This is a genomic window from Marinobacter sp. R17 (assembly GCF_003789045.1).
Classification (GTDB): domain Bacteria; phylum Pseudomonadota; class Gammaproteobacteria; order Pseudomonadales; family Oleiphilaceae; genus Marinobacter_A; species Marinobacter_A mangrovi.
The window spans coordinates 53,953-68,600 of record NZ_RHGZ01000028.1 but is presented as its reverse complement, the minus strand read 5'-3'; the positions used below and the strand labels follow the sequence as shown (position 1 = coordinate 68,600).

At 56.6% G+C, this 14,648-nt stretch carries 12 protein-coding genes; 1 reads left to right on the top strand and 11 read right to left on the bottom strand.

The annotated features are described in order from the left end of the window. Nucleotides 1-818 precede the first annotated feature (818 nt). Both EB809_RS17410 and EB809_RS17405 read right to left on the bottom strand, forming a co-directional pair. A complete protein-coding gene (locus EB809_RS17410) occupies nt 819-1,655 on the bottom strand; it encodes a DODA-type extradiol aromatic ring-opening family dioxygenase (protein WP_123636113.1) in 837 nt (278 codons plus the stop codon). A gap of 87 nt (nt 1,656-1,742) precedes the next feature. Further along, nucleotides 1,743-2,186: a DoxX family protein gene (locus EB809_RS17405; protein WP_123636112.1), complete on the bottom strand. Its 444-nt coding sequence runs from the start codon at nt 2,184-2,186 to the stop codon at nt 1,743-1,745. A gap of 162 nt (nt 2,187-2,348) precedes the next feature. On the opposite strand from EB809_RS17405, the gene EB809_RS17400 reads away from it, so the two are divergent. Further along, a complete protein-coding gene (locus tag EB809_RS17400; protein WP_123636111.1) occupies nt 2,349-3,254 on the top strand; it encodes a LysR family transcriptional regulator in 906 nt (301 codons plus the stop codon). 39 nt (nt 3,255-3,293) lie between these two features. Here EB809_RS17400 and EB809_RS17395 read toward each other — a convergent pair whose 3' ends face one another. The 9 genes from EB809_RS17395 to EB809_RS17355 all read right to left on the bottom strand — a co-directional run bounded on the left by EB809_RS17395 (nt 3,294) and on the right by EB809_RS17355 (nt 14,473). Next, on the bottom strand, nt 3,294-3,461 hold the full coding sequence (locus EB809_RS17395; protein ID WP_123636110.1) for a YhfG family protein: 168 nt from the start codon (nt 3,459-3,461) through the stop codon (nt 3,294-3,296). 106 nt (nt 3,462-3,567) lie between these two features. Beyond that, nucleotides 3,568-5,973: an EcoAI/FtnUII family type I restriction enzme subunit R gene (gene hsdR, locus EB809_RS17390; protein ID WP_123636109.1), complete on the bottom strand. Its 2,406-nt coding sequence runs from the start codon at nt 5,971-5,973 to the stop codon at nt 3,568-3,570. Continuing rightward, the gene (rhuM, locus tag EB809_RS17385; RefSeq protein ID WP_123636108.1) at nt 5,970-6,974 is read right to left on the bottom strand and encodes a RhuM family protein; all 1,005 of its coding nucleotides are present in this window, start codon (nt 6,972-6,974) and stop codon (nt 5,970-5,972) included. The genes hsdR and rhuM overlap by 4 nt, the downstream gene beginning before the upstream one ends. Nucleotides 6,975-7,035: 61 nt before the next feature. After that, on the bottom strand, nt 7,036-8,265 hold the full coding sequence (locus EB809_RS17380) for a restriction endonuclease subunit S (RefSeq protein ID WP_123636107.1): 1,230 nt from the start codon (nt 8,263-8,265) through the stop codon (nt 7,036-7,038). Further along, nucleotides 8,262-9,716, bottom strand: coding sequence for an N-6 DNA methylase (locus tag EB809_RS17375; protein WP_123636106.1), 1,455 nt, complete (start codon nt 9,714-9,716; stop codon nt 8,262-8,264). Before EB809_RS17375 ends, EB809_RS17380 begins: the two co-directional genes overlap by 4 nt. 149 nt (nt 9,717-9,865) lie before the next feature. After that, a complete protein-coding gene (locus tag EB809_RS17370; protein ID WP_123636105.1) occupies nt 9,866-10,687 on the bottom strand; it encodes a nucleotidyl transferase AbiEii/AbiGii toxin family protein in 822 nt (273 codons plus the stop codon). Continuing rightward, nucleotides 10,653-11,705, bottom strand: coding sequence for a type IV toxin-antitoxin system AbiEi family antitoxin (locus EB809_RS17365; protein WP_123636104.1), 1,053 nt, complete (start codon nt 11,703-11,705; stop codon nt 10,653-10,655). Before EB809_RS17365 ends, EB809_RS17370 begins: the two co-directional genes overlap by 35 nt. Before the next feature lie 201 nt (nt 11,706-11,906). Next, nucleotides 11,907-13,133 carry an MFS transporter gene (locus EB809_RS17360; protein WP_190294949.1) on the bottom strand — a complete coding sequence of 409 codons (1,227 nt, stop codon included), beginning with the start codon at nt 13,131-13,133 and terminating at the stop codon, nt 11,907-11,909. Nucleotides 13,134-13,294: 161 nt separating this feature from the next. Continuing rightward, nucleotides 13,295-14,473, bottom strand: coding sequence for a benzoate/H(+) symporter BenE family transporter (locus EB809_RS17355; RefSeq protein ID WP_123636102.1), 1,179 nt, complete (start codon nt 14,471-14,473; stop codon nt 13,295-13,297). Nucleotides 14,474-14,648 lie beyond the last annotated feature (175 nt).

Here is a 14,648-nt window from a genome sequence, read left to right as displayed (position 1 = left end):
CGTGAAGGTCAGTTTTTCAGGTACCATTTTGGAAGCGGCTGTTGGTGTTGGTTTCTTGGGTAAGGTCTTGAAACCTTAACACTTTCAGCCGCTTTCTTTTATGCCCTGTGAGAAATCCGGGCTAGCAGCCTTGACCATCGAAAACCTTCGCCGCGCGCAGATAGCGAAGCTGAATCCATTGACGATCTTAGCACTCAGGCAATTAAGTCAGGTTTCTCCCCTGAGTTGATCGGAAAACATATTCTAGAGCTGACTAATAAAAGTGGCGGAATCGAAAAAGCAATCGCTTACACGGCTATATTGGCCAAAGCAAAATTAGCAAGAGATAGAGGTAAGCGATAAGAAAATCGTGCATTAAAGTTGCACGATTTCAAAAATTAAAACAGAAATCGTGCAATTAAAACCTTTCCTCTATTTCAAGTTGAGAATCATCTTGTTTTGCATTTAATCTGATGTAAAACCGGCGTTTTTTTATTTATTGCCTCAAAGCCATTTCCGCTTTTATACCAGCACCTTGCACTAATAATATGAAGAATACAAACAAGATGAACGCTAGAAAAATATTTGAATTTTAAAGTACGCATTAATTTATCATTCGTTGACCTTAAACTAGTTCAACTTTTCAAAATCTTATTTTCGCCTTTAGCCCCCATGATTTTAAGAAAGATCCTTGCGAGCCAAAGCCTTTGTGCATGAGTTGGTATGAACCCCTTCTGCGCCTCTGCATGCGACGACGGGGCGAAGCCCCGAGCAACGCGCCCAAAGCGTTGCGAGTCCCTCCTATCCCCTCAGGCACATCCTCGTTACGCTCTGTCTGCTCATCGACCCGCAGCCAATGATTCACTTCCTGCCCCAACCCGCCAATAATACATCCCCGACATCTTCCCAATAATCCGCGCCGACATATGCGCATCACTCGCCTTCCCGGCCAGTCCATAGCACACATGTAACGGCAACAGATGCTCTTCCCGGGGATGACAGAACCGGGCATACGGCGCCTGATCCCAATGCACCAGTCGTTCAATGCGCTGCGATTCCGGCATGGAGGCGTCACCACACGTCTCTTCCAGCCACGCTTCGAACGCTTGATTGCGGGCGCCGTCCTCGGGAGAAACCGCAGAGTAGAACGCTCGCATGTTGTGGAACGAAAACCCCGATCCAATCACCAGCAGGTTGTCGTAATCCAGCGCCTGCAAGGCTCGGCCAATCGCCAGGTGCGTTTTCGCGTCCATCGTGTTCACCAGGGACAGCTGCACGCAGGGAATGTCCGCCTCCGGGTACATCAACTTGAGCGGCACGAACAAGCCATGATCAAAGCCCCGCTTGTAGTCGAGCCGGGCCTGCAGACCCGCCTGCTCCAGCGACGCCGCCACCTGCCGGGCCAGCTCAGGCTCTCCCGGACACGGGTACTGAATCTCGTAGGACTCCGGCGGAAAACCGTAGTAGTCGTATATGAGCTTTGGGTAGGTGCCTGCCGTAATCGTCGGCACGGATTCTTCCCAATGCGCGCTGACCACCAGGATCGCCGATGGACGGCGTAACTTGCCTGCGATGTCGGCCAGCGTGTCCACCATTTCCCGGTGGCCGGGGTCACCCAGCAATGGCATCGGACCGCCTCCATGGGAAATAAACAGCACATCGGTGTGAGTGTTCATCGTCACCTTCCTCCAGGCCCATTGTCGATCTGCAACCGGCGCCGACACAGCAACCTGTGCCGGCTCTCCAACCAATCCAGGGAAGCGTCAAGCCGCCTTATGGATCAGGTTATCCAGGGCGAAACGGCCACCGCCCTGAATCACCAGCGATACCGTGACGGCGAGCAGCGCGAGGGCATATTCGTAGCCGTTATTGGACATAAACAGCCCATTCCCGATGTGAACCGAGAAGATGGCCACCAGCATAGTGAACGCCGTCACGAATGCCGCAGGACGCGTCAGCAGGCCCAGGAACAGGGCCAGACCGCCGAAGAATTCAGCACTGCCGGACATCAGAGCCATCAGGTAACCCGGCTCCAGGCCGATGCTCGCCATCCACTGACCAGTACCTTCCAGGCCATAGCCACCAAACCAGCCGAACAGTTTCTGGGCGCCGTGCGCTGCCAGGGTCAGGCCAACCGGCACCCGCAGAATCAGAGCGGCAAAACCGGCGTTGGAGCGAAACAGAGCGTTTGAGATTGCGTTGTTCATGATAGACACCTCGAATGATTCTTTGATCGATGAATCCCGAGGCCCTCGCCCCAGGTGATGAACGCACTTTACTATCACCAAAAAGCGAAACTAAGATGGTATTCGTTGCTTTATTATCAATGAAGCATTGATTATCAACACAGCACACATGGGAGCCCAGCCATGGATCGCATCGAAACCATGCGCGCGTTTGTTCATGTCGTTCAGGAAGGGTCCTTCACGCGCGCGGCGGAACGGTTGGATACGTCGCCGCAGCTGGTCAGCAAGTACGTCTCCCAGCTCGAGCAGCACCTGGGCCTACGCCTGCTCAACCGAACCACCCGGCGGATCCACCTGACCGAAGCAGGCACTCGCTATTACCAGGGCGCCCAACAGGTCCTCACCGACATCGACGACATGGAGAGCCAGCTTGGGGAGTTGCACACCGAGGCACAGGGCATTTTGCGCATCAGCGCGCCGGTGTCGTTCGCCCTGCACCACCTGCCGCCCCTGCTGAACGCCTTCCAGAAGGCGCATCCGGCGGTCAAGATCGACCTCCAACTGAATGACCGGAAGGTGGACATCGTCGAGGAAGGGTTCGACGTCGCCCTGCGGATCGGCCACCTGAAAAGCTCGTCGCTGATCGCCAAACGCATCGCGCCGGTCCGCCTGGTGCTGTGTGCCTCACCGGACTATCTCGAACAACACGGCAACCCGGAGCGCCCGGAAGACCTCGTCCACCACCAGTACCTGCACTACAGCTACATGGATATGGAATCGGTCCAGCCCATACAGAAATCCTTGTTGAGCATCAGCGACGACAACCGCGGCATCGTGAGTAACAACGGCGACGTGCTGACCGCCACCGCGATCGAGGGTGCGGGCATTGTCCTGCAGCCGACTTTCATAGCCGGCGCCGCTATCAAGGAGGGCAAGCTAAGGGTGATCCTGCCGGAGTACGAGCCGGAGCCATTGGGACTGTACGCGGTCTACGCGCACCGCCAGCTGCTGGCCAGCAAGGTGCGCAGCTTTATCGACTTTATTGATGGGTTCTTTGGGGAGCCGCCTTATTGGGATCGGTTTGAGTGAGACGAACAAGTCTCAACGAGAAAATCGACGGGTAGGAATTCAGTAATCGTCTTTGTACCCGTGTGCTTTGAGAACGGCTTCCCGGGTCTTCAATTTTCGGAATACGTCACGCCTGCACACCGGCATATCTTCCAGGCGCATGCTGGCAACATAATTGGAGCGGCGGACCTTCGCAAAATAATCTTTCTTGGCTTTCAGGTTTGGCATTTATCGATGACCGCTCTCAAATCAGTATCCTAACATTGCAGTGGTAATGCCTTCTGCTGAATAACCTTAAATTGGCAATGTAAACGCCCACACTCTGGTTGCGGCTTTAGTAAAGGTGTTTCTGGAACCCCACAAACACATCCCGAATATTGCCAACCGGCCCCAGCTCCCGAACAGCATCCCCCACTGAATAATACTTGAGCTCAATCAGATGGGGCAGCTTCCCAAGGTCCAGCTCCCCAACACCCCGTTCCACATAGTGGTTCAGCACAAATCGCAAAAACTCCTGCTGGCGATAGTCGTAGGATCGGAAGATCGCTTCACGATGCGACTCCACTCGCTCCGCACGGGTGACCGGCGCCCGGTTGAACGCGATGTAGGCCAGCACATCGTAAATATCGCTCTTTTCAGCATCGATCATCTTGCCAATGGCTTGAAGCTGCTCAAAGCCATAGCCTTTCTCTTCCAGGCCTTCCATCAACTTCTTGCGGGTATCCGGGCGACTCCAGATGTCCCGCAACTTGTCTTCGTCGGCAAACCAGGCGGGAAAATCGCCATAGAGTCTTTTGATAAAATCCTGAGCGGACATGGGCTTGCCGTCCGGACTCCAGAAGCTGGTAGCGCTCATGTGCTGAATGGTGCGCTCCTTGCCGTCCGCCAGTTTGACCTTCACTTTCTGTCGTTTCTGGCAAACGCAGGGCTGTTCGCCGCAGTCCGCACAAGGCTCGGGCGGTTCTTTCTCGCACACGCAGGGTCTCTGCTCACAGACCGGGCAGGGCTTGGGTGGCGTGATGGCGCATTGGCAGGGAATTTCACCGCATTCGGCACAGGGCTCCGGGGCAATCGGCTCGCCATCCCATTCCGGGTCGTTGAAGTGCTCGTAAGCCTTCACGAAGTCGTAGATGGTGAAGTAGTCCTTGCCGTCGAACAGACGCGTGCCCCGTCCGATAATCTGCTTGAACTCGATCATCGAATTGACCGGCCGCATCAGCACGATATTGCGCACGTTGCGGGCATCGACACCGGTGGACAGTTTCTGCGAGGTGGTCAGGATGGTGGGAATGGTTTTCTCGTTGTCCTGGAACTGCCGGAGGAAACGCTCGCCTTCCGCGCCATCGTTCGCCGTCACCCGTTCACAGTAGTGCGGGTCGGCGCTGATTTTCATGCGGTTGATCAGGTCACGCACCGCCAGCGCGTGTTCCTGGGTGGCGCAGAACACCAGGGTCTTCTCCCGCTGGTCGATCTGATCCATGAACACCCGGACCCGGTACTTCTCACGGGCCTCAATTTCAATAACACGGTTAAAGTCCGTCTCGGTGTAGCGACGCCCCTCTTCGATCTCACCCTCAATCACGTCGTCGTCCGAGGTGTAGACGTAATCGTCGACGGTGGTGGCGATCTGCTTGACCTTGAACGGCGTGAGGAAACCGTCGTTGATGCCTTCCTTCAGGGAATAGATGTACACCGGCTCGCCAAAATAGGCGTAAGTGTCGGCGTTGTGATCCCGCTTGGGGGTGGCGGTCAGCCCCAGCTGCACCGCGGGACTGAAATATTCCAGGATGCCACGCCAGTTGCTCTCGTCGTTCGCCCCACCCCGGTGGCATTCGTCGATGATGATGAAGTCGAAGAAATCCGGCGGGTAGTCGCCAAAGTTGGGTGCGGGATCGCCGTTCCCGTCCCGGCCGGTCATGAAGGTCTGGAAGATGGTAAAGAAGAGACTGCCGTTCTTCGGCACCCGCCCTTTCTTACGGATGGTCTCCGGATCGATCCGCACCAGCGCGTCCTGTGGAAATGCGGAAAAGTCGTTGAAGGCCTGATTGGCGAGAATATTGCGATCCGCCAGGAAAAGGATGCGCGGCTGCCGCCCCGGCTCACCGGACGCCTGCGCGGAGCGGCTCCAGCGGGCATGGAAAAGTTTCCAGGTAATCTGGAAGGCGATCGCCGTTTTGCCAGTCCCTGTGGCCAGGGTCAGCAGTATCCGGTCCCGACCGTTGGCGACCGCTTCCAGCGCCCGGTTGATCGCGTTGTGCTGATAGTAACGAGGCTCCCAGAAGCCGCCCTTATCTTCGAACGGCACGGCCCCGAAGCGCTCGCGCCACAGGTTCTGCTCGGCAAATGTTTCCGACCAGAGTTCTTCCGGCGAGGGATAGCGATCGACCGGGCCTTCCTGGCCTGTGGACAGGTCGACCCGATAGATACTCTCGCCGTTGGTGCTGTAGGCGAAGCGGGCCTGCAGCCGCTCGGCATAGCGCTTGGCCTGAACCAGCCCTTCTGTTGCAGGCAACGCGCGTTTCTTCGCCTCGATCACCGCCAGCTTCTGGCCTTTGTAGATCAGGACGTAGTCGGCAATATCCGATCGGGCACGCCGTCCACTGCCTTGAAGTCGTCCCGGCGCAATCACTTCCTCGCGTCGAATACGGCTGGCATCCATCACACCCCAGCCAGCCTCCTTCAGCGCGGGGTCAATCAGTTCAGCGCGAGTTTCGGCTTCATTGAGTGTGGCGTCGCTCACTCGCCCTCCCAGGCCAGCATGTTCATGATGAGACGGATCATGGTGTCTTTGTTTTTCGGGTCGGACTCGGCCACCAGCAGTGTCAGGGCGGCCAGCCCTACATCGTTGATCACCGGTTCTCCGGCGGCATCCAACAGGCGACCGTTGCGGTGGAGGAAATCCACAAACAGGAAAGCCGCACTGCGCTTGTTGCCATCGGAGAATGGGTGGTTCTTGATCACAAAGTACAACAAATGTGCCGCCTTTGCCTCCACACTGGGATAAGCCGGCTCGCCGAAGACGGTCTGGTCCAGGTTGCCCAGCAGGGAATCCAGGCCATCGCCCCGGTCGCGCGCAAACAGCTCCGTCGCCTCGCCCCGAGCGATCAATTCGTCTTTCAGGCCATCCAGCGCGGACCGCGCCTCAGCCAGCGTGGGCAGTGTACCGCCGGCCTGAGCCTGCGGTTCCGTGAGCAAGCCTTCGTCATAGCGCTGCAACAGCAGGAAGGTTTGCGCGTATCGGCTGACAATGTCCACCAGCCCGCGGCTGCTGTCGTTATCCAGCGCCGGGCTCTGGGCGGCCCTCCGCACCAGGGTCAGGGCGGCCTTCAGTTCCTGGGCGTTTTCCTCCAGGCGCTGGCGATTCAGGGTCCAGCCCTGAGTGAGGTGGTCGCGCAGAACCCGTGTCGCCCAGATCCGGAACTGGGTGGCCCGAGCGGAACTGATCCGGTAACCCACTGAAATCACGGCATCCAGGCTGTAATGCTTGCGCTTACGCTTGACGGTTCGACCACCCTCCGACTGAACTTGTAAGAAATCCTTACAAGTTGCCTCCTCAGCCAATTCCCCCTCGCCATAGATGTTCTTCAGGTGCATGGTGATGTTCTGGGGCTTCACATCAAACAGCGTGCCCATCTGGGCCTGGGTGAGCCAGAGGGTTTCCTGATCGGCGTCCAGGCGTACTTCCACCGCCTGATCGGCGTTTTCGTAGATTACGATTGGGGTGTTTTGGCTTTCAGTCATGCGAGTTCTTCATCCTTGAAGGCTTTTCAACAGCAGACTGCTGCATGAATTGTAGCTGGGGTCACGCAACAGCCTCTTCCGTTTCTTTCTCCGCAGATCGTATCTTTAGCTCGCCAGAGAATGCTTTTTGGAGAAGAGATTGCTTTAATTCTACGAGCGCATTGAGCTTTTGCTGATAGAGCATCTCAACGCCTTGAACTTTTTCGTGCAACTCTCCGAATTTAAGCACCCAATATTCTGCGTCAACCTTAGGCGGCAAAGGCACCTGCAAGCGCCCCAGAGACTTCCCGGTAAAATGCTGTATTCCCGCACCGGTGAAATACTGCTTCAGTTCACCACTTAAATCCGCCCAATATAAGAAGTACAGAAGCCACTCATTAAATATTGTTTCTTCACAGCGAACTCTGTGAAGGGCCTTCTGAAAAAATACCGGCTCGCTCTCGGTCCATATTGCTGCTCGGCCCGGATAGCCTCCCTCACACACCAAAAGGTCACCCTTTTGGACTCTATATCGCGGCTCTTCATGCTCCTCGATTTTCATCTCCAGCACATCGCTAGTGTCCACCGAGAACCACTGAACATTTTGATTGCGCAAGTATGGACGAAGTGTGCCTTTATTCTTTTGCTTATCCAGCATCTTTCCCAAACAGTGATTGGCAAACTCCCTTACAGCCTTTACTTCCCATCCATTACTTCTCTCACCAAATACCGAATTCAAATAACTCTCAAACAATTCACGAGCATTGGCGAGATTCTTTTCGGTGTTAGCGATCGCCGCGTCGATGCCCGCGAAGGCTTCATCGAGGATGGCGACGATGCGTTTTTGTTCGGCAAGAGGTGGAATTGGAACAGTTACGCTGCGCACAAGATCAATATTCAGATTTCGGACTGTAGAACCCGCCGCCCTTTCATCAAACTGCTTGTAAGCATTGGGTGACCCTAAAAACAGGTAAAGGAAATCTTGGTTAAGGTCAGCTGAAATTTCGCCAAGAACCAACCACCCATCGTGAATGCAGCCTGATGTTCGCATGATATATGGACGACCAAAACTCATAGAATTGGAGAGGATAAAATCTCCCTCATGCACCATCCGCGAGCGTTTTATCCCCTCCGGCTTTATTTTTTGCTTGGTCTCGAAAATATATTTAGAACTGGCTGTTGCATCACTAATCTTAATCCAGTTAACACCATCCGGTTCCTCCGTAAGATATTGCTTAATAGGCCGAGGAGAGCCCCCTCTGGCTATGTTGCATAAATCATCCAGCTTTTTAACCGGCCATGAGAAACTCATAACATCCCCCGAATCCCTTCCAGAATGGCCTCACTCTCCTTATCCAGCGTCTCAATCTCATTGATGATCACTTCCGGATCGCGCAGCGGTTCTTCCTCAGCCTTGTTCGGGTTCTTTACGGACAGATCGTAGGTTTCCTCATCCACATCGCCGATGCTGACGAGCCAGGCATTCTCAGAGCCCTCAAAGTTCGCCTGCCGGGTCACGAAGTCTGTCAGATCATCATCATTCAGCGGGTTGGTCTTACCCAAACTGCGACCGGGGTCGAGCTGGTAATACCAGATGTTCTGAGTGGGCGCGCCCTTCTCGAAAAACAGCACCACGGTTTTCACGCCCGCCCCGAGGAACGTGCCGCCGGGGCAGTCGAGGATGGTGTGCAGGTTGCAGCTTTCCAGCAGCTCCTTGCGCAGGGCACGGGAGGCGTTGTCGGAATTGGACAGGAAGGTGTTCTTGATCACCACCGCCGCACGGCCACCAGCTTTCAGGTATTTGATGAAATGCTGCAGGAACAGGAACGCCGTCTCGCCGGTCTTGATGGGAAAGTTCTGCTGGATTTCCTTGCGCTCTTTGCCGCCAAAGGGCGGATTGGCAAGGATGACCTCGTAGCGATCCTTCTCCTGAATATCGCTCAGGTTCTCGGTCAGGCTGTTGGTGTGGACGATGTTGGGCGTCTCGATGCCGTGCAGGATCATGTTCATGATCCCGATCACGTACGGCAGGCTCTTTTTCTCCTTGGCGTAGAAGGTCCGGGTCTGCAACGTTTCCAGGTCTTCCGTCGAGAGGTTCTGCCCGGAGCGCAGGTAGTCGTGGGCCTCACACAGGAAGCCTGCCGATCCCGCTGCAGCGTCGTAGATGCGCTCACCAATGCGCGGCTTCAGCACCTGGATCATGGCGCGGATCAGCGGGCGCGGCGTGTAGTATTCGCCGCCGTTTCGCCCGGCGTTGCCCATGTTACGGATCTTGGCTTCGTAAAGGTGGGACAGCTCGTGCTTCTCCGCCTGGGAACCGAAGCTCAGGCTGTCCACCAGTTCCAGTGCATCGCGCAGGCTGTAACCGCTGGCGAACTTGTTGCGGATCTCGCCGAAGATTTCCCCGATCTTGTATTCGATGGTGTCGGTGCCCGACGCCCGCTCCTTGAAGCCCTGCAGATACGGGAACAGGTCGAAATTGACGTACTGGATCAGGTCGTCGCCGGTCAGCGCGTTATCGTGATCGAACTCGCCATCGGCTGTTTTGGGTGCCGCCCAGCGGGACCAGCGGTGCGCCTTGTCGATGATGAAATCGTAGGTCTGGCCTTGCAGCTCCGCTTCCTGGGAGCGCTCGAACTCCAGATCGTCCAGATACTTGAGGAACAGCATCCAGGAGGTTTGTTCGGTGTAGTCCAGCTCGGTGGCACAGCCCGCCTCTTTCCAGAGGACGTCATCGATGTTTCGGAAGGTTTGTTCGAACATGGGGTTCCTGATTCGCTCACTGATGGCGCATTGAGTCCGCCGTAAAATGCGCCTTATTTTGAACGAATAGAACGCCAATCACTATGCCGATTGGCTGACTGACATCAAATGGAGCCATTCGAGACTTACCCTTATCGGGTTCGACTCCGTTATTTCATCCCCCTTCGAAACGCACTAACCAGTGACTCATTGATATCAGCGGGATCAGATCCCGCATCGATGCAGAGCCTTTCCGCTGATTCGACATCGAGCCGATACCTGAGATAGGAAAGCGTCCTGGCCTCAGCGATGCTGGCAACATCCAGACCCAGCACGTGTGCCCCAGCGAAGCGGGTGTCCCATTCATATATTTCGAGGATGCCGGCGTGTTCGCCGTATAGCCGATCGGCAATGGCCGGAATCTTGTCGTAGTTGTCGAGAAGATAGATAAAGTCCGCCGCGTCTTTTCTGCGGACCCGGGGCTCACGTTCCGACCACGCCACTAACTTGAGAATGGCCAGACCCACCGGGCTCGCGACAGACAGCTCAAAGGGTGGCTGACTATCGACGATGACATGATCGGCATGTTCCAGCGCTTCTTTGAATCCCATCACGTGCATTTCGCTGGGGTCTCCCGGCCATTCGATTCTGGCACTGGCACTCTCCAGCGGGCCGAAGGGAATAATATCCAGCGGGATATTGCAGTCATCGACCAAGCGATGGGTAATCTTGGTTTGGCGATATCCTTCGGCCATCAAGCTGGACTTAATGGCTTCGAAAGCCTCCCAATCCTCAACCTGGACGGCCAGATCAATATCACGCGTTGCCCTCTGGATCCTGGCCTTGTAGCCGTGGTGCATCACAAGATCCCTTGCGGACGCACCCACAATAATGAAGGGCACCTGTCTTTCAGAGGCAACCCGGGCGATCGCTTCGTATGTCCGACGCTGTATGGAATCAATCGAACTGGAGTCGATCTTCAATTCGGCCATAGAGTCGCTCCGCTGCTTCCAGATTTCGGGGATCACCGCTTGCAATCAAATCGGCATAGATCAGGATGTCGGGTGCCACATCTCCACTCCCTGTGCTACCGCCTATGAGTTTGTCGGTCCAGAACTTTTCTCGAACCTGTATTCTTCCCGCGGCAGCGCGAGTTTGGTCCGATGCCTTTTTCAAGCGATGCTGGATCACGAAATCCCTCAACCGGTCTTTCGGCAGATAGATCAGGCTCATCGACGGAGAAAGATACGCATCCAAAATCGACGCTCCGACCTCCCCGCCCCAACATCCTTCAAGCGCCGAAAGCTTGATGCTCTTCCAAGGCGCCTGTTCATTTGATTCAAACACGCCGATCTCAAGCTGGGGTGACAGTGTTTCAGGAAAGGTGCTAACCCAACGGTCTAAGAGTTCGCGGGTTCGGCGGAGTGTCCGCTTCTTGCCCTTACCTTGCTCGACCAAATAGCCCTGCTCTCTCAAAGCGCTCAACATCTTGCCGACGCTTCCCAGAGAGACGCACGCCAAGTCAGCGATCGTGCGATAAGGATGGTTAACCAGGTCAGGATTGAGTAAGAAGCTGAAAACAAGCTTCAGCCCAGAGGCACCGAAAACCCGGGATGTCTTTCTTGATGTCGAAGAAACCGGCGAAGGCTTATTACCTTTCACATAAATGTGCAGCGTCTGCGTTTTCAGGTAGGCATTGCCCGAGGCATCAATGAACTGAAAGCCTGCGTCTCGCAAGCGATCCGCCATATTCGGGTTAATGTAATCCGCAACGAGCAGCGCAGGCGTTGGGAGCTTGTTGAGCTGCGCGATCATCGCGCCTAAATTCGCTTGCGGCGCCCAGCGTTTCAGTTCAGCGCTGTACTTTGGTCCGCGCGGTTCGAGTACCAAAGTGGCATCAACAGATGGCCGCGCTTCCATGGAGACAAGTTTTAGTTCGAGCCCTGTCTCATTTTCAAATGCTTCAAGCGCCTGATCGAGCAACTCGACGTCCATTTTTGAGTTATCCATGAGCATCCCCCGGCCATTCATGTTCACAAAATAGCACTGTTCATTAATAATGAACAACTAAAAATGGTGAACAAAATAGCCTGGAACAATCATCCGATGGAGCAGCTCATTAGCCACCAACTCAATTGAGACGCCAACGTTCCCGACGAACCTTACGGGATATCCGGAGAGTTGGCCGCTAGTTGGATTTTTTAGAGAAGATTATTGTGCGGCCGCACGCTGCGAAAAACCCCCGGACCGAACCACCCACGTCATGTACAACACCAACAACACCCCACCCATCACCGCAAACGCCACGGTGAAATTGGTCATGTCCGCCAGAAAGCCGATCAGCATCGGCCCCAGCACCTGGGCGCCGCGGTTGCCCATCAGGCGGGTGGCCATGGAGGCGGAGCGTTGTTCCGGCAGGACGCTCTCGGACAGGATGACCATGGACAGCGGCTGGGAGATGCCGCCGGCGACGCCGATGACGACGGCCAGGACGACCAGCAGTGCGTAGTGGTCGCCCACCAGGCCGGTCACGGTGAGGGAGCCGGTAATCAGGACGATGGCGATCAGGATGGCCCGGTTGCGGCCGCCGCACAGGTCAATGATACGGGACATCACCACCCGCACCGCCATGGAGGAAATGGCGCGGATGCTCAGCAACAGGCCGATGGAACTGGCCGCCAGCGAGAGGGATTCCAGGTAAACCGGCATGAACGTCGAGTGGATGCTCAGCACGAACAGCGCGGTGACGGTGAGCATGATCGAAGTCTGCATACCGGTATTGCGACGCAGCAACTGCCACTGTTCGCGATAACTGCCGTTGGCGCGCTTCGATCGCCCCCCTTTACGGATATCCCTGGAAAAGAACAGCGCACCGATTGCGGACAGCAGCGGGATCAGCCCAATGGCCGCCAGGGAGACATTCACGGAGAAGTGATCGATCAGGAAGCCGGAGGTGATCGGGCCCAGCAGTTGCCCGCCCGACAGGCAGGTGGTGTACCAGCCGAAATATTGCTCCAACCGTTTGCCGCTGGCTAGGCCGGACACCACGGTCTGGGCCGAGATGATCAGCACCATGTTCGCCAGCCCGACGATCACCTGGGTGACGAACAGGCTAGCCACCGAGGGAAACAGCAACGTGACCCAGGGGCCCACGGCCATGCCCAGCGCACCGGCGATGATCATTTTCTGGCAGCCGAAGCGGGCCACCACACCGCCCATGGGAATCGCCAGCAGCATCGGCAACACGTACGGCGCCGAGATGATCACGCCCACCAGCGACGGTCCCACGTCCAGTTTGATGGCCTTGAAAGGTACCGCCAGCAGCAACATGGTGTTGGCGAGAATGGCCGCGGTCAGGCACAGGCTGACTACCACCAGATTTCTCAGGGCGTCTTTTTCGGCCGGGATATCAGAAGATGGGGCCTCTTCCGCTGCCATGAACCAGGGATTCCTTGAGTCGGGACCGACGCGCCAATTACATAGACCACTACCGATTAGCGCATGAACTAGGGCTCCCATTCTAGGGATCGCCGTCCAGCCTGCATCTACGTAATTAGGCGAACCCTACCCAACAACCCAACGCCATAGCCTCTATTTATTCATGAGGCGCGTTTACGGCCCCCGTTCAGCACCAGGTAGCAGCCATACCCAATCACCACACCCCAGAACGCCGAGGACAGACCAAACAGGTGCATTCCGGATGCGGTGACGATAAAGGCGATCAGCGACGCCTCCCGGTGTGACGGATCTTCCAGCGCCGCATGCAGGTTGCCTCCAATCGCCCCGAGCAGGGCCAGACCCGCCAGCACCGCCACAAACGCGGCCGGCAGCGAGGTGAACAGGCTGACGATGGTGCCGGCAAACAGGCCGCCTACCAGATAGAAAACGCCGTTGAACACACCGGACACATAGCGCCGGTCCGGATCCTCGTGAGCGTCCTTGCTGGTGCAGATGGCGGCCGTGATGGCCGCGACGACGGTGGTGATGCCACCGAAGAAGGCGGTGGGAATGGAGACCAGGCTCGTCACTCCGATGATGGGCTTGGCCTTCACCGGATACCCGGCGCCTTGCAGGATGGCCATGCCGGGCAGGAACTGGCCGGTCAGGCTGACCACCACCAGCGGGATCGCCAGCCCCAGGGTCGAACTGACCGACCATTCGGGTGTAATGAAATGCGGAATCGCCAGATGGAGCCCGACGCCTTTCAACGAGGCATGTTCCAGCACCACCGCCAGGATGACGCCGGCGATCAGCAGCAATACGAGCGTGTACTTGGGCAGTAGCCGGCGAAAGACTACATAGGCCACCAGCATGCCGATCGCCAGCAGCGGCGTGGTGTCGATGGCAGCAAACGCCCCCACCCCAAACTGGAACAGGATGCCAGCCATCATGCCCGCCGCCACACCCTTGGGAATGGCCCGGACGAAGGCATCAAACGTGCCCGTTACACCGATCACGAAGATGATGACCGCCGCCGTGATGTAGGCACCAATGGCCTCGTGCAGCGACAGTTCCGGAAACAGCGTGACCAGCAGCGCCGTGCCCGGTGCCGACCAGGCGGTCACCACCGGCGCTTTCAGCCATAGGCTGAGCACGATGCCGGAGACGGCCGCCCCCAGCGAAATGGCCCAGACCCAGGAGGTCATCATCTCCGGCGAGATCTGGGCGCTGTTACCCGCCTGAAAGAAGATCGCCAGCGGGCCGGAGTAGGACACGAGCACGGCCAGGAAGCCGGCGACGACAGACGACAGGGACAGGTCGTTCAGCAGCTTGCGCATACATGGTTATCCGTTTTCTGAATGGGGCAAAAAAGGCTCCGGGCCGGTGGCCGACCCCGGAGCCAGGAAGGGGGATCGCTGCAGGCGGAGTCCCCGGACCGCAGACTGGACAGATCAGACGGCGATCGCTCTCTTCAGGCCCTGCCAGAGATCGTCAGGAAACCGGCGTCGGTTG